Source organism: Amycolatopsis sp. NPDC024027 (genome assembly GCF_040638975.1).
In the GTDB taxonomy this organism is placed as follows: Bacteria; Actinomycetota; Actinomycetes; order Mycobacteriales; family Pseudonocardiaceae; genus Amycolatopsis.
This window is the reverse complement of sequence record NZ_JBEZYY010000006.1, coordinates 394,091-413,999: the sequence shown is the minus strand read 5'-3', so window position 1 is coordinate 413,999 and position 19,909 is coordinate 394,091. Positions and strand designations below refer to the sequence as shown.

The window sequence follows — 19,909 nt, the reverse complement described above, 5'->3', positions numbered from 1 at the left end:
CCCGCGCCGCGTCCTTTCACCGGGGCGTGGCGGGTTCACGCAGCCCGTCGATCGTCTCCCGCAGTGCTTCGTCGGTCGGGGTCGGCTCGATGCCGAACGCCGCCGTCGCGGCCGACGAGTCGAGGACGAACGGTCGCCGCAGCTGGTAGTCCATCTCCACCATCTCCCGCGCGATCGGGTTGAAGAGCCCGCCGAGGCGCAACACGAGGCCGGGCATCGTGGTGACGCGGGCCGCCGGTGCGCCCGCCAGTTCCGCGGCGCGCTCGGCGAGCCGGCGCACGGACATCGCCGGTGCCGTCGGCACGTGCCACGGCCGGCCCCAGGCCCGCTCGTCGGCCGCGACCGCGACCAGGGTGCGGGCGACGTCGCCGACGTGGGTCCAGCTGTGCGGGGCGTCCAGGTCGGCCGGCGCCGAGGCTCGCTTGCCGGCCAGCACCTTCGGCAGGACCAGGGCGGTGAACGACGAAAGCGCGCCCGCACCGAGGTAGTCGGACCCCCGCACGTCGGCCGTGCGGATGCGGCCGGCTTCGTGCGCGGCCAGCGCGTCGGCCCACAGCTTCGCCCGCACCGCGCCCTTCACCGAGTTGGGCCGCATCGGCTGCTGCTCGGTGATCGGGCCGTCGACGGCGCCGTAGGCGTAGAGGTTGCCGGTCGTGACGAGCGGAACTCCGCTCAGCTCGGCGGCCCGCAGGAGCGCCGCCCCGAGCGGGGGCCAATCGGTGGCCCAGCGGTGGTAGGCGGGTCCGCCGCAGCTGTACAGCGCGACCGCGCCTTCGGCGTGCCGCGCGAGGGTGGCGGCGTCGGTGGCGTCGGCGGCGACCAGCCGGACGCCTTCGATCGCCGGGCCTCCGCCGCCGCGGCTGAGCAGGCGGACCTCTTCGCCGCGGGAGGCGAGCAGACGAGCCGTGGCCGAGCCGACCGGACCGGCTCCGACGATGACGTGCAGGGACATGGGGACCACCTTTTCCGCCCAGGCGAGAACACTGTTCTCGAATAAGAACACCGTACTGGCGCCGGGCGGCCGCCGTCAAGAACACTGTTCTCGCCGAAATCGGGTGTTCTCGGAAGTGTGCGAGACTGGGGTGGTGTCCGCCTCGTCGTTGCGTGCCCGGGTCCGCTCGGAGATGCACCAGGAAATCAAGGAAGCCGCCCGGCGCCGGCTCACCGAGGAGGGGGCGAACCTGTCCCTGCGGGCCGTGGCGCGGGACATGGACATCGTCCCTTCGGCGCTGTACCGGTACTTCCCGAGCCGCGACGCCCTGCTGACCGCGTTGATCATCGACGCGTACGAGGGGCTGGGCGCGGCCGCGGAAGCCGCCGAAGCGGCGGTCCCGCGCGACGACCCGCGCGGCCGGTGGCTGGCCGTGTGCCGCGCGGTGCGGGCCTGGGCGCTCGCGCACCCGGCCGAATACGGCTTGCTCTACGGAACCCCGGTGCCCGGCTACGCCGCCCCGCCGGAAACCGTGGCGCTCGCGTCGAAGGTGATCCTCCTGCTCACCGCCGTCGTCGGCGACGTCCCGGGGGAGCCGGCCGCACCCCGCCCCCTGCCCGGGCCGGTCCGCACCGACCTGCGGCGGCTGATCGACCAGCAGGCCACGGACGTGCCGGAGGAATGCCTGGACCGGGTGCTGCTCGCGTGGACGCACCTGTTCGGCCAGCTCAACTTCGAGGTCTTCCACCGGCTGGACATCATGATCGCGGCGCGCACCGAATACTTCGAGCACCACATGGCGCTGCTGGCCGACCTCGCCGGCCTGCCCTGACTTCTTGCGGGGGTCCGGGTGGTGGAGTCCCTGGCCCGGGGCGTGGCCCCGGATGTCACTGACTCTTGCGGGGGTCCGGGTGGTGGAGTCCCCGGCTCGGGGCGCAGCCCCGGATGTCACTGACCCGCGCTCAGGGCCGGTCGAGCGGGGGCAGCTCATCGAACGGCCGCCGCACGCGCACCTCCGGGCCGGAGAGGTCGACGTCTTCCCAGGCCACGTACCGGGTGTGCCGGTGCAGCCGGCGGATCAACGCCACCAGCGGCTTGGGTCCCCGCTGGTCGTGGCGCTGGTAACCGAACAACCGCACGCGCGTGCGGCCCACGATCACCCCGCGCACCACCAGTTCCGGCAGCCCGTCGGCCCCCGGCGTCGCTTCCGCGCGGATCTCGCGGATCGCGCCGACGTCCCGGCCCGCGGCGTCGCGGACCGGGCGGCCGATCAGGTCACCGGCTCGCACGGCCCGCTCCCGGGATCCGGCCGATGACGCGGCGGCGCAGCCAGTCCTCCGACGGGCTGTCCGTCGCGTGGGCGACGGCCGTCGTCACCACGATCGTCGGCTCGATGCGGCGGATGGCGTTCAGCGGGATGCGTTGCGGCGCTTGGGCGCGGAAGCCACGGCCGAGGTGGTGCAGGAGCTTGCCGATCGGGCCGCCGAGCCGGTCGGCGAGCGCCTCCGGGCCGACCAGCAGCGCGTCGACGACGTACGTCCCGCCCTCGGCGCGCAGCTCGAGGTCGTCGACCTTGCCGACCACCGTGCCGTCTTCGCCGATGATCTGCCGGTCGAGCAGGGTGTCGCCCAGGTCGACGAGGCCGAGGTCGGTCCACGGGTTCATTGGCCAGCTCCGGTGAAGATCATCAGGGGGATGGCCACCAGGGCCGCGACGGCGATGACGACGAGCATGACGCCGCCGACGGTGTTGCTGAAGCGGCCGTTGGCGTGCTTGCCGAGGTACTCGCGGTCGTTGGCGACGATGAGCACCGGCAGGTAGGTCAGCGGCAGCGCCACCGCCGAGAAGATCAGCGAGATCTCGGTCAGGCCGACCGGATCGAGGCCGGTCTGCACCACCAGCACCGCGAGCAGCAGGCCGGCGCCGACGGTCAGGTGGAACCGGGCGGCGTTGCGCGGCGCGCGGCGCTTGCCCCAGTCCCAGCCGAAGTACTGCGCCAGCATGTAGCCCGACGACAGCCCCGTCTCCAGCGCCGCGCCGAAGGTGGCGGCGAAGATGCCGATCAGCACGATCACCAGGCCCGCCGTCCCCAGCGCGAGCGTCACCGGCAGGACGATCTGGCTGACCTGGCCGACGTCGACCCCGGCCGGGAACAGCACGACCGCGGAGCACGCCATCACGGCCAGGGCGAGCAGGCCGCCCAGCGGGAACCCGAGCAGCACGTTGGCGCGCTGGATCGGCAGGTCCTTGACCGTCCAGCCCTCTTCGACGCCGCCGGAGGTGAAGAAGAAGACCTCGTACGGCGTCATCGCGGACGCGAACAGCGCGACCGCGTGGTAGGCGTAGGTCGGCAGCGCCTGGTCGGGCGGCGGGGCGAACCCGGCGATCTGCGACCCCAGCGACGACCAGTCGGGGTGCAGGAAGAAGACGGCGACGGCGAACACCCCGATCGCCAGCCCGGCGAGGCCGAACCCGGTTTCCATCTTCTCGAAGCCGACCCGCCAGACCACCAGCCAGACGAGCACGCCGATCGGCAGCACCCAGACCAGCCGGTCGACCCCGGAAGCCAGCTCGATGACGATCGCGACGCCGCCGATCTCCGCGCACACCGTCAGCAGCGTGATGAGGAACGACCCGGCGAGGTTGAGCAGGGCCATCCGCGGGCCGAGGCGTTCGCGGATCAGGTCGAACACCGGGCGCCCCGACACCGCCACGATCCGCCCGGACATGTCGGCGTAGACGCAGATCCCGAGCACGCCGAGGACGGTCACCCAGACCATCGCCATCCCGTAGCGGGCGCCGACGACGCCGCTTTCGACGAGGTCGCCGATGTCGACGAAGCCGCCGACCGCGGTGAGGATGCCGAGGGTGACGGCGAGCAGCTTCTTGCTCACGAGGTCACGCCCCAGCGGGCGAGTTCGCCGATGAGTCCCTGCAGTTCGGCGTCGATCCGGTCGAGGCCTTCGTCGGTACCGTCGCCGAGGCCGTCGTCGAGCCGGTGGGCCACCGCGACCGCGCGGTCGGTGATCGACGCCAGCGCCGCGCGGGCGCGGTCGTCGGTCAGTTTGCCGACGTCCTGGCCGGCGGCGCCGAGTTCGTCGGCGGCGTCGCGGACGGTGACCGACAGGCTCGGCACCGGCGGGACGCGATCGCGGTCGGCGGTCACCACGAGCCGCAGGAGTTCGAGCTGGCCGCGGATTTCCCGCCCGGCGTGCACGGTCTCGGCCTGGGGATCGGCGCCGCAGGCCGACAGCGCCGCGACCGCGACGACGGCGGCCATCGCGCGGAGCCGGGTTCGCCGCAGCGCAATCACGCGATGGGTGTACCCGGTCGCGCCGCGCACAAACGGCGAGATGCTCCATCGTGGACAGATGGGTGATTGAACCGGCGCCGGTGCGGGAAGTTGGGGGCCATGCCGAGCGAAATGTCCTTTCGGGCCGACGATGGACCGGACGAAAACGACCTTCCGGTCACCCGGCCGGCGTGGCCGGTCACGGCGCTCAGCGCGGCGGCGCAGGGCGGCCTGCTGTGGGTCCTCGTGGCCGGCGTGCTGGCGTGGCGGCCGGGGCCCCGGCGCCGGGCGGCGGGGCGCGGGCTCGTGGCGGGCGCGGCCGGGATGGCGTTCGGGCACGGTGTGAAGGCCGTGGTGCGCCGGCCGCGGCCGGCGGCGCAGAACCTCCCGGCCCACCGCGCGCTGCTCGAACAGCCGAAGTCTTCGGCGTTCCCGTCCACGCACGCGACGACGGCGGCCGCGTTCACGGTCGCCGTCGCGCTCACCGCGCCCGCGACGGGGGCCGCGCTCGCGCCGCTGGCGGCCGCGGTCTGCTACAGCAGGCTCCGGACGCGGGCGCACTGGCCGACCGACGTGTACGGCGGCGTCGCGATCGGCGCCGTCGTGGGTGGCCTGGTGCACCGCCGGTTCAAGCGCGGAAGTACGCCCGGAAGGTAGTGCCGTCGTCGCCGGTGTGCAGGCGGACGAGGTCGGCGAGGTGGTTGACGAGCAGCAGCCCGCGGCCGCGCGGCTGGTACGGGGTCGCGGGGTGGCGCCCGGCGAGGGGATCGGTGAGCCGGCCGAGGTCGTGGACCTCGCAGACGAACTCCCCGTCGCCGCCCCAGAACCGGACGGTGCCCGACCCGCTGCCGTGTTCGATGCTGTTGGACAGCAGTTCGGTGACGACCACCTCGACGTCGGCGACCCGGGCCTCGTCCAGCCCGCAGGCGGCCGCGCGGACGTGGGTCAGCGCGCGGGCCGCCGCGAGGTCGGTGGTGTCCGCCAGTTCGAAGGCCCCTTCCGGCACGGGCAGGGGCTGGTTGTACCGGGCGACCAGGTCGTCCGGGGCGTAGGCGGGGCTGGTGCGCTGCCCGGTGCCGTCGATCAGGACCGGGTGCGTGAGCTCGGCGTCGGCGAGGACGTCCGGGGCGAGCGCGCCGGCGTCGTAGGGACAGAGGATGGTCGCGTCCCGGCCGGTGAAGGCGAGGTTGATGAGGGCTTCGTGCTGGGCGCACGCCGGGTACTCGACGGCCGAGCGGGCCGCCCAGATGGGCTCGCCGATGATCCGCACCGGCCGGCCGGGGTGGCTGTCGGCGAAGGCGCGCAGCACGCCGGGGATGATCCGCCCGGGGTTGCGCCCGGCCTCGGTCATGTCCAGCAGCCGCACCCGCGCGGCGTCGGCACCGAGTTCCCGCCGCAGCAGCTCGAGGTTGTCGCCGGGGACCGCGACCGCCACCGGCTCGCCGGCGGCGAGGGCGCCCAGGACGAACGGCACGGTGCCCGCCAGGTATTCGGCGGCACCCCGGTAGAACAACGCGGGGTGCCCGAACGCGCCGGTGCCCGTCTCCGCGGTTGCGCTCAAGCCGCCTCTCCTTCCGCCGGGGACGTCACCAGTATGCGCGAAGCCACCCCCGGATCGGGCGACCCCTGGTCACTGACCGCTACAGTGCAAAAAGACGGCATCGCTTCGACCTGGGGGTCAGCTTGCTGGAGACGCGCCGCGGCACGGCGTCCGACGGCGCCGCACTGCTGGGCGGCTTGGTGTCCGGGGCCATCGGGGCGTACGCCTACTACAGCCCGGCGCTGCGGCCGCTGGCGCACGCGTTCACGCTGTGGACAGCCCTGCTGGCCGCGGTGGTGCCGGGCGCCCGCGACGGCCGGGCGATCGCCCGCGCGATCGTCGCGCTGGTGGCGGCGGTGGTGGCGTTCTACTACGGCAAGGACGTCATGTACGGCGTCAAGTATCCGGGCATGCCGTACGAGGTGGACCTCGAGCAGCTGGGGTTGTGGTGCGTCCTGGCGGCGGTCGCGGGCGTGGCGGCGGGCCTGGTGTTCGCACCCGTCGGCCGCGAGGACGTCCGCGGCACGGTGAGCACGGCGCTGGCGGCGGGGCTGCTGATCGGCGAGGTGGTCCGGCGGTCCGGCCGGGCCGACGGACTGGGGTTCACGGTGGCGACGCTGCTGGCACTCGCGCTGGTGCTGGGGCGCGGGATCCGCTCACGCAAGCAGGCGGTCCGGGTGGTGGGGTGGACGGTGCCGATGGCGTTGGCCGGGTTCCTGCTGGTGTCGGCGCCGGATGTGCTGGAGCAGATCGTGCTGATCTGAGGCTCGTCAGTCCACCGGGACGTAGGCACCGTCGCCGGCTTGCGCGGTGGCGAGGTCGGCGTGGGTCGACGCCGTCGTCATGAAGCGGCCCTGTGTCACGCGGACGTACGCCCCGTCCAGCGGGAACACCAGCACGAACTTCGCCCCGTCGGTTCCGCGCAGCACCGCGCCCCGGCGCAGGTTGCCGAGGAACTCGATGATGTCCCGTTCGATTTCCTCGGCGAACCAGCGCTGCTCGTCCTGGGAAATGTCGTACAGGTCGGTGTCGATGTCGTACGTGGCGCGCCGGCCCGTCACCGGGTCGTGGGCCGCGAACTCCAGGCCGAGCCAGCGGCCCGGGGCGACGATCACGGTCGCCTGCCAGGTCGATCCGCTCAGCTGCCAGGCGTCCGTCGCGGCCGTGTACGTCGCTCGGAGCGTTCGAAGGACCTCGAGGAGACGGCCGCCCGTCATGGCGCTGCCGCTTCGAAGGCCGCGCCGGGCCCGGCGGACTGCTTCGGGGCGGCCACGGCCGGCCAGGACTCGCGCGGCGGGATCGTCGGCGGCATGGCCCGGAGTATGCCGCACCGTCGGGGGTTCCGTGGTCACCACAGTCTGGCCCGAGGACCAGGCCGCCGGCCGCGCGAGAGGCGCGACCGGCCGCCGTTTCCGGAGCGCCGCGGTCAGCCGCCGATCCGGGCGCCCACCGCCGCCAAGGCCGTGGTCACCGGCTGGAAGAACGTCACGCCGCCGGTGCGGCAGTTGCCGCTGCCTCCCGAGGTGACGCCGATCGCGCTGCCGTCGCTGGTGAACAGCGATCCGCCGCTGTCGCCGGGCTCCGCGCACACCGTCGTCTGGATCAGGCCGGTGACCCGGCCTTCGGGGTAGTTGACCGTCGCGTTCAGGGCCGTGACCCGGCCGCTGTGCAGGCCCGTGGTGCTGCCCATCCGGGACACCTGCCGGCCGACCTGGGCCGCGGCCGCGCGGGTGATGGCCACCGTCCGGCCGCCGCCGGTGTCGACGACGCTGGGTGCGGTGGTCGCGGCGTTGTCGTACGTCAGCAGGGCGAAATCGCCGGTGCCGGGGAACGTCGACTGCTTGAGCGTGGCCACCGGCCGCCCGCCCTGGGTCAGCGACCACTGGCGGCCGGCGGCGGCGCAGTGGCCGGCGGTGAGGATGCCGGGACCGCTGTTCGTCGTCACGTTGAACCCGAGGGAGCACCGGGCCCCGCCGGCGAAGATCGCGTCGCCGCCTTCGGCGAACAAGCTGAGGACGCCGGGCGTCCGTTCGACGCGGACCGCCTTCCCGCGGGTCGCCGCCAGCAGGCTGTCCCACTGGGCGCCCTGCACGGTGCTGTCGGCGGTGACCACCGTTTCGCCGGTCCGCGCGTCGACCGCCCAGGCCGTGCCGGTGATCGCCTGCGCCGCCGCTTCGGTGCCGGCGTTGCCGGCGGCGTTCGCCTGCGGGAGGGCGATGGCCGCGGTGCCGGCCGCCAGGAGGGCGGCGGCCGCGGCCAGGATCTTGCCCCGGCTGATCTTCCTGTGTCGGGAGCGCATGGGCGATGACCTCCGTAGCCGTTGATCCACTTCCTGTAGTGGTGCACGGCTCGCACCCGGCGACCGGTTCAGCCGGATCGGTCGCAGCCGGTCGTTGAGAGGACACCGAGAGCTTCGCGGCGGTGAGGCGCGGTGCGCGGCCGTCGCCCACAGCCAGGGCGAATACCGGCTGGTCACCAACCAGGCCGGACCGGCAGGTGCCCTGCTGTTCACCTCGACGGCGAGTTCACGACCACGCCGACGCGCTACACCGTCCGGCTCGACCGGACCTTCGCCGTGCCCGGCGAGCAGCCGGGCCGGCGAAGTTCCCCGCTACGGCGCCGTCAGGTCGAACCGTTGGAGGGTGACCGAGCCGCCGAGCGCCTGGGTGGCGTGGTTGAAGACGGCGAACCGGTACCCCATGAAGAACTGCCAGGCGTTGTTCAGGGTGAACGGCGAGCCCAGCGGAGTGAAGTTCACCCCGTCGGTGCTGTAGGAGAACCGGGCCTGGCGGCCGGTGCCGGGGCGGATGTCGGCGTTGGCGCGCAACCAGATCCGGCTGCCGGGCAGGTCGGCGCTCGCGACCTCCGTGCCGGTGCCGGTGGTGTTCCAGTTGCCGTCCATGGTGAGGCCGTTGACCATGACCACCCGGTTGCGGCCGCCGTCGCGTTTGACGCCGATGTACGCCGAGGAGTCGCGCAGCATCGCCAGGCCGGTGCGATCGCCGTCGCGCATCGACGTCAGGTCGAGCGTGGCGGTGGCCGTGGAGGACGGCCCCTGGATGCGGTGGGTCACGGTGTTGCGGGCGGAGTACAGGTCGTTGGTGACCGTCGCCGTGGACAGCTTGAGCCCGTTGCCGACCGAGAACTTCGTCGTGTCGGGGTTGTGGTTCCACTCCCACTGCGGACTCAGCGCCGGCCCCGGGAAGGTGTCGGTGCCCGTCATCGGCTCGACCTGGCGGGGTGGTGGTGGCAGGTTCGGCTTCGGGTAGGTCGTGCCCCAGCGGCCGTTGACCGTCTGGAGCTTCGGCCAGCCGTCGGCCGTCCAGGTGACCGGGGCGAGCACCGGGACCCGGCCGCCGGGGTAGGCGTCGACGAAGGCCATGTAGTACCAGTCGCCGTTCTGCGTCTGCACCAGCCCGCCCTGGTGGGGGACGCCGCCGCCGGAGATCGGGCCCGGCAGGTCCAGCAGCACCTGCTGGATGGTGTAGGGCCCGAACGGGCTGCTCGCCTTGAGGATGTACTGGCCGTTGGCCGGCCGGGTCGTGAAGATGTAGTAGTTCCCGCCCCGCTTGTAGAACCGGGAGCCTTCGAGCGTGCCGATGTTCGACGGCGTCTGGAAGACCTGCTGCGAGCGGACTTCGGTCTTCCCGTCCTTGGAGAGCTGGGCGACGCTGAGGGTGGTGTTGCCGTAGGCGACGTACATCGTGTCGTCGTCGTCGACGAGCATGCCCGCGTCGTAGTAGCACTTGTCGATCGTGGTGTGCTTCGACCACTGCCCGTCCACCGCGGTGGCGGTGTAGATGTAGGTCTTGGCGAAGTCGACGCAGCCGCCCCAGTAGAAGGTGTCGTTGCTGGCGCGGTGGTTGAAGAACGACGCCCAGATGCCGCGCACGTACCCGCGGCCGCCGTTGAGGTCGTACTTCGCGCCGAAGTCCAGTTTGGGCACGGAGTGGCCGGCGAACTCCCAGTTCACCAGGTCGTAGGAGCGCAGGATCGGCGCGCCGGGGGAGTAGTGCATGGTCGAGGCGGAGTAGTAGTAGGTGTTGCCGACGCGGATGATGTCGTCGTCGGCGAAGTCCTGCCACAGCACCGGGTTCGTGAACGTCGAGGGCTGGTTCGGGGTGGTCGTGGTGGTCGGGGTCGTCGGCGTGGTGGGGGTCGTCGGAGTGGTCGGTGTGGTCGGTGTGGTGGTGGCCGTGGTCGTGGGGTCCACGCCGCCGGTGCACAGGGTGCCGTTGAGCCGGAACCCGTCCGGGACGGGGTTGGCCGACGTGAACGAGCCGTTGAAGCCGAACTCGGCCTTGCCCCCGGTGGGGATGGCGGCGTTGTAGGTGACGTTCTTCGCGCTCACCTGGGTGCCGGCCTGGGTGATGGTCGCGTTCCAGTGCTGGCCCACCTGCTGGCCGGAGGCGAACGACCACTCGAGCGTCCACCCGTCGATCGCGTCACCGAGGTTGGTGATCGACACGGACGCGCCGAAGCCGCCTTGCCATTCGGACGTCTTCGTGTAGGTGACCGAGCACCCGGCCGCGGCGTGCGCGGCCGGGGTCGCCACCAGGACCGCGCCGGCGAGGCCGGTCGCGGCGAGCAGGGCCGAGGCGGCCGCCCGGGATCGTCGGCGTGACACCACGTATGTCCTTTCCGGTCAGCAGGGGGTCGAAGGGGGAAGGTCAGGCGGAGAACTGCCACCAGTTCACGTTGAACAGGTAGCCACTGCCACCGGTGAACCGCAGGACCAGGTCCTGGGTCCCGGTTGCGCCGCTGACCGGGCAGGACACCGAGGTCCAGGTCTGCCAGCCGCCGGTGCCCGCGACGGTGCAGCGGCCCACCACCGTGCCGGTGGCACTGCCCAGGCGCACCTCGATCGTGCCGCCGGCGTTCGCGGAGGCGACGCGGGCGGTGAACGTCTTCGCGCCCGCGCCGAACGCGACGTTGCGGACCTTGACGGTGTCACCGTTCTCGATCCACCCGATGTTCATGCCGCCTTCGGACGCCGGTTCGGTCTCGATCCCCGTTTCCCAGTTGATCGTCTCGGCTTCCTGCCGGACGAAGGGGTTCAGCGTGTCGGCCGGCGGCGGCCCGCTGTTGGTCATGGTGATGGTGGGGATGCTGCCGTCGGCGTTGTAGGCGAACTTCTCCACCGACACCGAGCGGGTGTAGCCGCCCCCGCCGGGCAGGGCGCCGTTGTGGTAGAAGAAGTACGAGCCGCCCTTGTAGTCCACGATTCCCGGGTGGTTGGTGAAACTGCTGCCCTGCGTGGGCATGACCGTGCCGCGGTAGGTCCACGGGCCGGTCGGGCCGGGCGAGGTGGAGTAGCCGATGAACTCCGAGCAGCACTTCGCCGCGAACACGTTGTAGTACGTGCCGTTGCGCTTGTAGACCCAGGGGCCTTCCTCGTACAGCGTCGGGCGGCTGCCGCCGTTGGGTCGCGTGCCGAACCCGGCCGTGGTGAGCGGGATCTGGTTGATCCCGCCCGAGTACGACGTCATGTCGGTGTTGAGCCGCACGTACGACAGGTTGGGGTTGCCCCAGTACAGGTACGCCTGGCCGTTGTCGTCGATGAAGACCGTGGGATCGATCTCGCCGTTCTCGACGAGCGGGTGGCCGATGGCGTCGCGGAACGGCCCGGTGGGGCTGTCCGCGACGCCGACGCCGATGGCCATCCGGCCGGTCGCCCGGTTGACCACCGGGACGTACCAGTAGAACTTGCCGTTGCGCTCGACGGCCTGCCCGGCCCACGCGTCCTGTTTGGCCCAGCTGAACGTCGCCAGGCTCATCGGCGAGCCGTGGTCGGTCCAGTTGACCATGTCCGCCGACGACCAGACCCGCCAGTCCTTCATGGTGAAGTAGGTCGAGCCGTCCTCGTCGTGCCCGGTGTAGAGGTAGACGCGGCCGTTGTACACCAGCGGTGCCGGGTCGGCGGTGTAGATGTGCTGCACGATCGGGTTGTCGGCGTGCGCGGTGCCGGGCAGGAGTGCCATCGCGCACAGGGCCGCGGTCATCCAGGCGAGTACGCGCTTTCGGTGGTGCACGATGGTTTCTCCTTCGTCGGGGAGCGGGGTCAGCTCGCTGAGCAGGTCGACGTGATGCCCTCGGCGCTGCCGGTGCCCTGGAAGCCGAACTCGGTCGTCTGCCCGGCCGCCACATTGGCGTTGTAGGACACGTTGGACCAGGTGACGCTGCCGGTGGTGCCGCTGTTGCTCGCGCTCCACGAGCTGGTCACGGCCGCGCCGGAGGGCAGGTTCGTCGTCACCCGCCAGCCGTTGAGGGCGGAGCTTCCCGCGGTGACCTTCACGTTGGCCACGAAGCCGCCGTTCCACGAGTTCAACGAGACCGAGGCGCTGCAGCCGCTGGGGTTCGGCGTGGTCGGGGTCGTCGGCGTGGTGGGTGTCGTGGGCGTGGTCGGGGTGGTCGGCGTCGTGGGGGTCGTCGGGTTGGTCGGCGTGGCGGCGTTCAGGGCGTCGAGGACGCTGTTGTACGCGGCCTTCTTGTTCCCGTTGCCGTCGAACAGAAGCGGGTTTTCGCCACCGCGCCAGGAGTCGGTGTCGCGGATGCCCCACGTGGTGATGCCGGCGCAGCGGGCGACGGCCACGCAGGCGCGGGTCACCGCGCCGTAGGCGTTGGCCTGGTTGCTGCCGGAGATGTCGAGCTCGGTGATCTGGACTTCGACGCCGAGGTCGGCGAACCGCTGGAGGTTGGCCTGGTAGTCACCCGGCGGGTTGCCGCTGAGGTGGGACTGGAAGCCGACGCAGTCGATCGGGACGCCGCGGGACTTGAAGTCGCGCACCATGTTGTAGATGCCGGTGCTCTTGGCGTTGACGCCGTCGGTGTTGTAGTCGTTGTAGCAGAGCTTCGCGCCCGGGTCGGCGGCCCGTGCGGCGCGGAAGGCGGCTTCGATCCAGTCGTTGCCGGTGCGCTGCAGGTTGGAATCGCGGCGGCCGCCGCCGCCGCCGTCGGCGAACGCCTCGTTGACGACGTCCCAGGCGTAGATCTTGCCCTTGTAGTGGGTGGCGACCTGGGTGACGTGGTTCATCATGGCCTGGCGCAGGCCGGAGCCTTCCATGCCCTTCGCCCAGCCCGGTTCCTGCTGGTACCACAGCAACGCGTGCCCGCGCACCCGCTTTCCGTTGCTCACCGCGTGGTTCAGGATGCGGTCACCACCGCTGTAGTTGAACTGCCCCTGGTTGGGCTCGGTGGCGTCCCACTTCATCTCGTTCTCGGCGGTGACCATGTTGAACTCCCGGTTCAGGATGCTCACGTAGGTCGAGTCGCCGAGCTTCCCGGCCGCGACGGCGGCGCCGAAGTACCGGCCGGACTGGGCGGCGGCCGCGCCGAGCGTCGAGGCCGCGCCGCCGGCGGACGTGGCGAGCACCAGGGAAACCCCGAGTGACGTCGCCAGGAACGTCGAAGCCAGCGCGGCGCGGGAGAGTGCCCGCGATGTCATCTTCATGTTCACACCTTCATTCGTGGGTACGGGTTCGCGGTCACGGGCTGGTGCACGTGGCCGCGTCGAGGCTCGCCGTGCCGGGGCCGGACACGAGGAAGCCGAAGGTCGTCGAGGCGCCGGCGCCGAGCGCGCCGTTGTAGTTCGCGTTCTTGACGGTCACCACGCTGGTGCCGCTCGCCGTGCCGCCCCAGACCTGGCCGAGGCTCTGGGCGCCGGGCAGGGTGAACTCGACGGTCCAGCCGGTGAGCGCCGCGGCACCGGTGTTCGCGACGGTCACTTCGCCCTGGAAGCCGTTGTTCCAGGTGCCGACGATCCGCGGCGTCGCGGTGCACGGGCCGCCCCCGGTCGGCGGCTGCGGGTCCCCGCCGATGCTGCCCGGCACCGCCTTGAGCGCGTTGTACCAGGTGGTGGCCATCTTGCTGTAGCCGGCCGCGTCGGGGTGGATGCCGTCGGGCAGGTCGGCGATGGCGACCGAGGGGTACATGTCGACCAGGTGCACGCGCTTGCCGGCGGCGGCCTTGGCCCGCATGTCGGGGGCGATCGCCGCGTTGAAGGTGCGGACCGCCGGATCGGCGAACCGGATCGGGATGATCGTGGCGACGAAGAGCTCGGTGCCGGGCGCCAGGTTCGTGATCCGGTCGACCAGGGCCGACAGCCGCCGCGGCGCGCCGGCCGGATCGCTGCCGTACATGTCGTTGGTGCCGATGTGGAGCAGGATCGTGTGCGGGTGGTACGTGTTCAGCCAGCCGGTGACGGATCCGTCGATCTGCGCGATGGTCCAGCCCGGGTGCCCTTCGTGGTTGCGGTCGGGCATGCTCGCGGGTCCGTCGGCCAGCGAGCCGACGAAGTCGATCGAGCGCCCGTCGGCCCGCAGCTTCGCGCCGAGGTCGAGCCGGTAGCCACCGATCGAGCCGCCCTGGGTGATCGAGTCGCCCAGCGGCATGACCGGCACCGCGGCGGCGGCTTCCGCGACCGCCGGCACGACACCGAGCGCGACGCAGGCCGCCAGCACACCGGCGAAGACTTTGGCGAGTTTCATCGGTGAATCCTTCGTGTACCGCGGATCCGGTGTAAATTACATTTCGGCTGGTTTCCGAAACTTTCACCGCCGGCAGTTTCGGAATTGCCCGGTGGAACGTTAGCGCTAACAGTGGCCGGGGACGATGGCCGGGCGCCTTCGTGGCGCCCGGCCGCCGTTTTCCGGCCTAGTTCACGCTCGCGGAGAACGAGTTGACCGCGAGCCCGACGCCGCCGCGCCACGGCTCGAAGCCGGCCTGGATGCTGGTGAGGTACCAGGAGCGGTCGACGCGGGTGCGGTTGTCGACGTCGTTGACGAAGTCCATCACGTTGAACGACCAGCCCGAGATGGTGGACTGGGCCACGTAGGACACCACGTCGTTGCCACCGTTGTTGCCCTGCCACACTTCCCAGCCGCGCCCGCCGATGCTGGTGGTGCCGACCCGGCCGCCGACCGGCTGGACCCCGCCGACGCGGTTGAACCAGATCATCAGCTCCATCTGGTTGACCCCGTTGGTCTTCGCCGTCGGGTCCATCCAGATGTCGTAGGAGGCGTCGAAAACCGAGTTGCCGACGTAGTTGTACGAGATCGACGACGGCGCGCTGCCGATCCGGCTGAGCTGCCGGGGCAGGGGAGAGCCGGGGGAGCAGTTCGAGTAGTGGCAGCCGAGGTAGACGGCCGGGTAGGACAACGGCGCGCCGCCGCTGGTGGACCCCTGCTGGGTCTGGATCCGGAACCCGCTGCCGGTGACGTTGATGCACTGCTGTGCGCTGCTGCCCCAGCGGTTGTTCATCACGACGTACCGGCCGCCGATGGTGGTCGAGCCGTACTGGTCGCAGATCAGGGTGTCCGCGTGCGCGGCCGGGGCGACGGCGACGGGCGCCGCGACGCTGGCCGCGGCGAGCAAAGCCGCGGACAGGGCGTTCCTCAGTTTCATGATCTCCTCCACGTCGTCGTGGCATTTTCTGGGAGCGCTCTCATTCGAATCGCCATTGATGTAACCACAGCGGGCGTCCGGATAAAAGAGGATGGCGGTGATCGATTTTCCGAATGCGTTCCCGGCGTCCCGGACGCAATGGGAACGAGCCGGTCACGAGGCCGCGCGCAGCGCCCACTTCTGGTTCGCCTGCCCGTTGCAGGTCCACAGGATCAGCTGGGTACCGGCGGCGGTGCCCTGCCCGGTCGCGTCGAGGCACCGGCCGGACTGCGCGCCGGTGATCGTCCCGTCGGCGTTGACGGTCCACTGCTGGTTGGCCTGGCCGGAGCAGGTCCAGATGATCACTGGGGTGCCGTCGGCGGTGCCCTGTCCGGACGCGTCGAGGCACTTGGACCCGGCGGTCGTCAGCTGCTTGCCGGTCGCCGTCCACGCCGGTGCGCCGCAGTCCCGCAGTTGCACGGGGGTGCCGTCGGTGGTGGCCGCGACCTCCGCGCACCGGCCCGACTGCGCGCCGAAGAGCTGCCTCGCCGTGGACGGACCGGACGTCCCGATGCTGCCCGGGACCGACTGCAGCGCCGAGTACCACACCGCGGCCATCTTGTCGTAGCCCCCGGCCGTGGGGTGGACGCCGTCGATCAGGTCGGCGGCCGTCAGCGCGGCGTGCATGTCCACCAGGTGCACGTGCTTGCCGGCGTCCTGCTTGCTCTGCACCATGCCGGGGATCGTGGCGTTGAAGGTGCGCCCGGCGGCTTCCTGGCCGCTGTTGGCGATCGGGATGATCGTCGCGACGAAGACCTCCGCGTCCGGCACCGCCCCGGTGATGTGGTCGACCAGCGCGGACAGGCGGGCCGGCGCGCCCGAGACGTTGTAGTTCTGCAGGATGTCGTTGGTGCCGATGTGCAGCAGGACCGTGTGCGGGGTGCTGGTGCGCAGCCAGCCGGCGATGTTCGCGTCGATCTGGTCGATGCGCCACCCCGGGTGTCCCTCGTGGTCGTGGTCGCCGAGCGTGGCCGGGCCGTTGAACTGCGAGCCGACGAAGTCCACCTGATAGCTACCCGTGGTGACCCGCTGCCAGAGCCCGATCCGGTACCCGCCGGGCACCTGGGTCCCCTCGGTGATGGAGTCGCCCAAGGGCATGACCCGGACCCCGCCGTTCGATTCGGCGGCGGCCGGGGTGCCCGGCAGGAGAGCGGCCAAGACCGCCGCGGCCGCGGCGAGCCACCCGAATCGTGTACGCATGCTGTCTCCTCGCCGGCCGCCGTCACACGGCGGTGATGGTCCACTGGTTGTTCGTGCTGCTGTTCGGTGTCCAGAGGCCCACACTCGAGCCGGCGGCGGTGCTGCCCATGCCGTCGAGCGCCGTGCCGGTGGCCCGGTTGACGATCTGGTACCGGCCGTTGCCCAGGCCGGCCAGCCGCCACTGCTGGCTGGTGGCGCCGGTCCACGCCGTCTGCGCGCAGGTGGCGCCGTTGGCGGTGTTGCCCCGGCTGTCGGCGACCAGCCCGTTGGTGCGGTTGACGATCCGGACGTAGCCGCCGCCCGCGTCGGTCGGCTGCCACTGCAGGTTGGTGCTGCCGTCCCAGTTCCACTGCTTGAGCGGGGAGCCGGCCGCGACGCTGCCGCCGCCGTCCAGCACCAGGCCGGTGGCGACGTTCGCGATCCGCGACCAGCCGGTCGGCAGGGGACCGGAGCCGGGGGTGGGAACCTGGCCGGAGAAGGTCAGCTTCACCACGTACGCCGGCGCGTCGAACGGCGGGTTGGCCGAAGGCAGCTGGACGCGCAACGCGGAAGCGTCCTGGACCGGCATGGGCAGGGCGGTGGCCGCGCCGGCGTCCGGGCCGAGCAGCTGGGCCGAGACCAGGTTGCCCAGGTTGACCCGGTTCGAGCCGAGCGTCGTGATCGGGAAGGTGCTCCCGGGCCAGCCCAGCACGGTCGCGTACAGCACGGTGTTGTCCTTGCTGCGGGTGAACCGCACGTCGGTCCGCGTGCCTTCCACCGGGGTGGTGAACGAGCCGCCGCCCATCTTCGTCGGTCCCTCGCCGTACACGGCCCACGCGCGGGTCCCGTAGAAGGACTCGCCGAACCGCTTGAGGTAGTTCCCGATGCCGAGCAGGATCGTGCGCTGCCCGGCCGGGATGGTGCCGTCGGCCATCGGGGCGATGTTCAGCAGCATGGTGCCGTTCTTGCTGACCCGGTCGAGCAGCGAGTGCAGGATGGCCTTCATCGAGTAGTAGCCGATGCCGTTGGTGTAGCACCAGCTGGAGCTCGAGATGCTGTCGTCGGTCATCCAGTAGGGGCTCATCAGGTCGCCCGGCCCGCCGCGTTCGAAGTCGAAGACCTCCCCGCGGTTGTCGAACCCGTCCTTGTAGGTGGCGACGACGTCCTTGTTCCACGCGACGGCCTGGTTGTAGTAGTGCGAAAGGAAGTTCAGCCGCTGCGCCTCGTCGACCTGGGTCAGGTTGAAGTCCTGGTAGACGAGGTCGGGCTGGTAGCCGTCGACGACCTCCCGGAGCTTGTCGTACCAGAGCTGGTTCTCCGCGGGCCGGCCGTTCTGGCCGAACAGCCGCCGCAGCGACTCGGTCGGCTGGTTCGGCACGTGGTCGTAGTACCCGGTGAAGTGGTACGCGTGGTGCAGCGCCGTCAGCAGCTTGAGGCCCTTCCCGCGGATGGCGTCCGCGTGCAGCCGCAGCAGGTCCAGCTTGGGCCCGGTCTTGACCGAGTTCCACTCGTTGGCGGCGCTGTTCCACATCGAGTAGCCGTCGTGGTGCTCGGCGACCGGGCCGGCGAACTTCGCCCCGGCGTCGGCGAAGAGCTGGGCCCACTCGGCGGGGTCGAAGTTCCCGCCCGCGGACTTCAGCTTCGGCGCGAACTGCACCCAGTTCCCCGCCTTGTCCCGGGCGCCGTTGATGAAGTTCTGGTACGGCCAGGCCGACGGATCGCCGAACACCTGCTTGTGGTGGTTGTTCTCGTTGGAGCCGCCGATGTACATGTTCCGCGGGTACCACTCGTTGCCGAACGCCGGGACGCTGAACACGCCCCAGTGGTAGTAGATGCCGAACTTGGCGTCCTGGAACCACTCCGGGGCCGGCGGGTGCTGGTCCACCGAGGACCAGCTCGGCGTGTAGCTGCCGGGGCCTTCGGTGGCCCACGCGGTGCGGACGCGGAACACGCCGGCCGCCGCGGCGGCCCCGGCCACCACGATCAGCTTGCGCCTGGACAGCTCGAACGAAGACATCGCGGGGAACCCTTTCGGAAGTTCGGTCAGCCCAGGGACCACTTCTGGTTGTTCGCGCCGGTGCAGGTGGCCAGCTGGATCGCGGTGCCGTTCGCGGTCCCGGAGCCGGTGACTTCGAGACACAGTCCGGATTGGGCACCGGTCACGGTTCCGTTGGCGTTGAACGTCCACTGCTGGTTGTTCTGCCCGTTGCAGTTCCAGATGATGATCTTGGTGCCGGGCGTGGTACCCCGGGCGTTCGCGTCGAGGCACCGGGTGTTGCCGCCGTCGTAGACCGTGAGCTCACTCGAGCCGCTGCGGGTCCAGGTCTGGTTGGTGCCGCCGTTGCAGTCCCAGATCTGGACCGCGGTGCCGGGCGTGGTGGAGACGCCGTTGACGTCGAGGCACTTGTTCGCGCCCACCGCGTGCACCGCGCCGGTGCTGGTCGGGCCGCCGCCGGTGCTGTAACCGGCCGCAATGACGCTGGCCTGCACCGCGTTCTCGGTGGCGTCGGTCGGGAAGCCGCTGGTCACGGCGCCTTCGAAGAACTCGCCGACGCCGGAGACGCTGTTGTCCCCGCCGGTGCCCAGCAGGATCGACGGCTCCAGCTTCATGGGCGAGTAGCCGCGCGGCAGCCCGCCCGAGTACGGCGTGGTGAGGCCGCCGGTGGTGGCGTCACCGTACTTCAGGGTGAAGTTGCTCGTCCCGTTGTTCTTCAGCCACGCACTGACGAACGGGTGGTGCACCCCCGGGTTGTTCGGGTCCTTGTTGGACCCGGTTCCGGTGTGGTACATGCCGTTCTCGAGGTCGGCCTCGACCCACGGGCCGGTCCCGGTGCAGCCGTTGAACCAGCAGGCGGTGCCCCAGTAGATGGCGTTCATGGTGGCGTTGCCGGTGTCGTTGTGGGAGATCTCGCCGCTGCCGTAGTCGAAGCAGCACCACTGGTTGACGTAGTTCGACGAGGTGATCATGTAGATCCCCTCCGGCTGGGCCCCGACCGGCGCGCCCTTGGCGTTGTCGATCCGGTAGCCGACGCCCTGGGTGACCTTGATCCCGTACACCGGGTGCCCGCCGACGGTCACCGGCAGCGCCATGGCGTCCGCGCCGACGTCCGACCCGTTCGGGCCGGGGCCCTTCCAGAACCCGCCCCACGAGATCGGCAGGTCGTTGTGGTTCGCGGTCTGGTCGTAGATCTTCGTGACCGTGCACCGCGTCCCCGCGCAGAAGGAGACCTGCGGGGCCGAGTCCGCGTAGCCGCCCGCCTCCAGCAGCCCGATGTCGAGGTACTTCTGGTCCGACGCCCGCTGGATCTGGTAGAGCGGGCCGTTGTACGCCCCGAAGAGGGCGCGGGTGGTGCTGTGCGCCGTGACGCACGGGGTGCCGCCGGTGGCGTAGAGATCGCACGCCTGCGGCGTGGCCGCCTGGGCCACCGGCGCCGTGGCGGCCACGGCCCCGGCGGTCAGCAGCAGCGCCGCCGCCGTCGCCTGCAGTGCTCTTCTCAAGGAACGCTTGCGGAAGACCATGGCCGAA

At 71.2% G+C, this 19,909-nt stretch carries 19 protein-coding genes; 3 read left to right on the top strand and 16 right to left on the bottom strand.

All coding sequences use genetic code 11. The features are described from left to right. Positions 1-16 precede the first annotated feature (16 nt). Positions 17-952, bottom strand: a complete 936-nt coding sequence (locus AB0F52_RS18455) for an NAD-dependent epimerase/dehydratase family protein (RefSeq protein ID WP_360171883.1) — start codon at positions 950-952, stop codon at positions 17-19. Between the two features lie 133 nt (positions 953-1,085). Between AB0F52_RS18455 and AB0F52_RS18450 the strand changes: the two genes are divergently transcribed. Next, entirely contained in the window at positions 1,086-1,763 is a 678-nt protein-coding gene (locus AB0F52_RS18450; RefSeq protein ID WP_360171880.1) for a TetR/AcrR family transcriptional regulator, read from the top strand. A gap of 130 nt (positions 1,764-1,893) precedes the next feature. Here AB0F52_RS18450 and AB0F52_RS18445 read toward each other — a convergent pair whose 3' ends face one another. Genes AB0F52_RS18445 through AB0F52_RS18430 form a run of 4 tightly spaced genes read right to left on the bottom strand, consistent with a single transcriptional unit; the run spans position 1,894 to position 4,244 of the window. Then, positions 1,894-2,220 (bottom strand): hypothetical protein, encoded by a 327-nt coding sequence (locus AB0F52_RS18445; RefSeq protein ID WP_360171877.1) that lies wholly within the window; start codon positions 2,218-2,220, stop codon positions 1,894-1,896. After that, positions 2,207-2,596, bottom strand: coding sequence for a hypothetical protein (locus AB0F52_RS18440; protein ID WP_360171874.1), 390 nt, complete (start codon positions 2,594-2,596; stop codon positions 2,207-2,209). Before AB0F52_RS18440 ends, AB0F52_RS18445 begins: the two co-directional genes overlap by 14 nt. Further along, positions 2,593-3,825, bottom strand: coding sequence for a divalent metal cation transporter (locus tag AB0F52_RS18435; RefSeq protein ID WP_360171871.1), 1,233 nt, complete (start codon positions 3,823-3,825; stop codon positions 2,593-2,595). Before AB0F52_RS18435 ends, AB0F52_RS18440 begins: the two co-directional genes overlap by 4 nt. Further along, positions 3,822-4,244 carry a hypothetical protein gene (locus AB0F52_RS18430; protein WP_360171868.1) on the bottom strand — a complete coding sequence of 141 codons (423 nt, stop codon included), beginning with the start codon at positions 4,242-4,244 and terminating at the stop codon, positions 3,822-3,824. The genes AB0F52_RS18435 and AB0F52_RS18430 overlap by 4 nt, the downstream gene beginning before the upstream one ends. 99 nt (positions 4,245-4,343) lie before the next feature. Between AB0F52_RS18430 and AB0F52_RS18425 the strand changes: the two genes are divergently transcribed. Then, entirely contained in the window at positions 4,344-4,880 is a 537-nt protein-coding gene (locus AB0F52_RS18425) for a phosphatase PAP2 family protein (RefSeq protein ID WP_360171865.1), read from the top strand. On the opposite strand, the gene AB0F52_RS18420 is transcribed toward AB0F52_RS18425, so the two are convergent. Then, positions 4,852-5,784 carry a sensor histidine kinase gene (locus AB0F52_RS18420; RefSeq protein WP_360171862.1) on the bottom strand — a complete coding sequence of 311 codons (933 nt, stop codon included), beginning with the start codon at positions 5,782-5,784 and terminating at the stop codon, positions 4,852-4,854. The two genes, AB0F52_RS18425 and AB0F52_RS18420, sit on opposite strands and share 29 nt — an antisense overlap. Before the next feature lie 122 nt (positions 5,785-5,906). On the opposite strand from AB0F52_RS18420, the gene AB0F52_RS18415 reads away from it, so the two are divergent. Beyond that, complete coding sequence (locus AB0F52_RS18415) at positions 5,907-6,527, top strand: hypothetical protein (RefSeq protein WP_360171859.1); 621 nt, start codon at positions 5,907-5,909, stop codon at positions 6,525-6,527. A gap of 6 nt (positions 6,528-6,533) precedes the next feature. On the opposite strand, the gene AB0F52_RS18410 is transcribed toward AB0F52_RS18415, so the two are convergent. The 10 genes from AB0F52_RS18410 to AB0F52_RS18365 all read right to left on the bottom strand — a co-directional run bounded on the left by AB0F52_RS18410 (position 6,534) and on the right by AB0F52_RS18365 (position 19,902). After that, positions 6,534-6,980: a hypothetical protein gene (locus AB0F52_RS18410; RefSeq protein ID WP_360171856.1), complete on the bottom strand. Its 447-nt coding sequence runs from the start codon at positions 6,978-6,980 to the stop codon at positions 6,534-6,536. A gap of 209 nt (positions 6,981-7,189) precedes the next feature. After that, on the bottom strand, positions 7,190-8,062 hold the full coding sequence (locus AB0F52_RS18405) for a S1 family peptidase (RefSeq protein WP_360171853.1): 873 nt from the start codon (positions 8,060-8,062) through the stop codon (positions 7,190-7,192). A 312-nt stretch (positions 8,063-8,374) separates the two neighbouring features. Then, entirely contained in the window at positions 8,375-10,393 is a 2,019-nt protein-coding gene (locus tag AB0F52_RS18400; protein WP_360171851.1) for a family 43 glycosylhydrolase, read from the bottom strand. A 40-nt stretch (positions 10,394-10,433) separates the two neighbouring features. Continuing rightward, the gene (locus AB0F52_RS18395) at positions 10,434-11,765 is read right to left on the bottom strand and encodes a glycoside hydrolase family 43 protein (protein WP_360172064.1); all 1,332 of its coding nucleotides are present in this window, start codon (positions 11,763-11,765) and stop codon (positions 10,434-10,436) included. A 59-nt stretch (positions 11,766-11,824) separates the two neighbouring features. Continuing rightward, positions 11,825-13,213, bottom strand: a complete 1,389-nt coding sequence (locus AB0F52_RS18390; RefSeq protein WP_360171849.1) for an endo-1,4-beta-xylanase — start codon at positions 13,211-13,213, stop codon at positions 11,825-11,827. Between the two features lie 34 nt (positions 13,214-13,247). Beyond that, a complete protein-coding gene (locus tag AB0F52_RS18385) occupies positions 13,248-14,249 on the bottom strand; it encodes a cellulose binding domain-containing protein (RefSeq protein ID WP_360171846.1) in 1,002 nt (333 codons plus the stop codon). A gap of 166 nt (positions 14,250-14,415) precedes the next feature. Further along, positions 14,416-15,165 carry a glycoside hydrolase gene (locus AB0F52_RS18380; protein ID WP_360171843.1) on the bottom strand — a complete coding sequence of 250 codons (750 nt, stop codon included), beginning with the start codon at positions 15,163-15,165 and terminating at the stop codon, positions 14,416-14,418. A 153-nt stretch (positions 15,166-15,318) separates the two neighbouring features. After that, positions 15,319-16,404, bottom strand: coding sequence for a ricin-type beta-trefoil lectin domain protein (locus AB0F52_RS18375; protein WP_360171840.1), 1,086 nt, complete (start codon positions 16,402-16,404; stop codon positions 15,319-15,321). Positions 16,405-16,426: 22 nt separating this feature from the next. Beyond that, the gene (locus tag AB0F52_RS18370; protein ID WP_360171837.1) at positions 16,427-18,400 is read right to left on the bottom strand and encodes an alpha-L-fucosidase; all 1,974 of its coding nucleotides are present in this window, start codon (positions 18,398-18,400) and stop codon (positions 16,427-16,429) included. A 26-nt stretch (positions 18,401-18,426) separates the two neighbouring features. Next, a complete protein-coding gene (locus AB0F52_RS18365; protein WP_360171834.1) occupies positions 18,427-19,902 on the bottom strand; it encodes an arabinofuranosidase catalytic domain-containing protein in 1,476 nt (491 codons plus the stop codon). Positions 19,903-19,909: the final 7 nt, after the last annotated feature.

What these genes read in the sequence shown, in the direction of transcription:
- AB0F52_RS18455 (WP_360171883.1), bottom strand. Translation starts at nt 952, where the DNA reads ATGTCCCTGCACGTCATCGTCGGAGCCGGTCCGGTCGGCTCGGCCACG.
- AB0F52_RS18440 (WP_360171874.1), bottom strand. Translation starts at nt 2,596, where the DNA reads ATGAACCCGTGGACCGACCTCGGCCTCGTCGACCTGGGCGACACCCTG.
- AB0F52_RS18425 (WP_360171865.1), top strand. Translation starts at nt 4,344, where the DNA reads ATGCCGAGCGAAATGTCCTTTCGGGCCGACGATGGACCGGACGAAAAC.
- AB0F52_RS18410 (WP_360171856.1), bottom strand. Translation starts at nt 6,980, where the DNA reads ATGACGGGCGGCCGTCTCCTCGAGGTCCTTCGAACGCTCCGAGCGACG.
- AB0F52_RS18405 (WP_360171853.1), bottom strand. Translation starts at nt 8,062, where the DNA reads ATGCGCTCCCGACACAGGAAGATCAGCCGGGGCAAGATCCTGGCCGCG.
- AB0F52_RS18395 (WP_360172064.1), bottom strand. Translation starts at nt 11,765, where the DNA reads ATGACCGCGGCCCTGTGCGCGATGGCACTCCTGCCCGGCACCGCGCAC.
- AB0F52_RS18390 (WP_360171849.1), bottom strand. Translation starts at nt 13,213, where the DNA reads ATGAAGATGACATCGCGGGCACTCTCCCGCGCCGCGCTGGCTTCGACG.
- AB0F52_RS18385 (WP_360171846.1), bottom strand. Translation starts at nt 14,249, where the DNA reads ATGAAACTCGCCAAAGTCTTCGCCGGTGTGCTGGCGGCCTGCGTCGCG.
- AB0F52_RS18380 (WP_360171843.1), bottom strand. Translation starts at nt 15,165, where the DNA reads ATGAAACTGAGGAACGCCCTGTCCGCGGCTTTGCTCGCCGCGGCCAGC.
- AB0F52_RS18375 (WP_360171840.1), bottom strand. Translation starts at nt 16,404, where the DNA reads ATGCGTACACGATTCGGGTGGCTCGCCGCGGCCGCGGCGGTCTTGGCC.
- AB0F52_RS18370 (WP_360171837.1), bottom strand. Translation starts at nt 18,400, where the DNA reads ATGTCTTCGTTCGAGCTGTCCAGGCGCAAGCTGATCGTGGTGGCCGGG.
- AB0F52_RS18365 (WP_360171834.1), bottom strand. Translation starts at nt 19,902, where the DNA reads ATGGTCTTCCGCAAGCGTTCCTTGAGAAGAGCACTGCAGGCGACGGCG.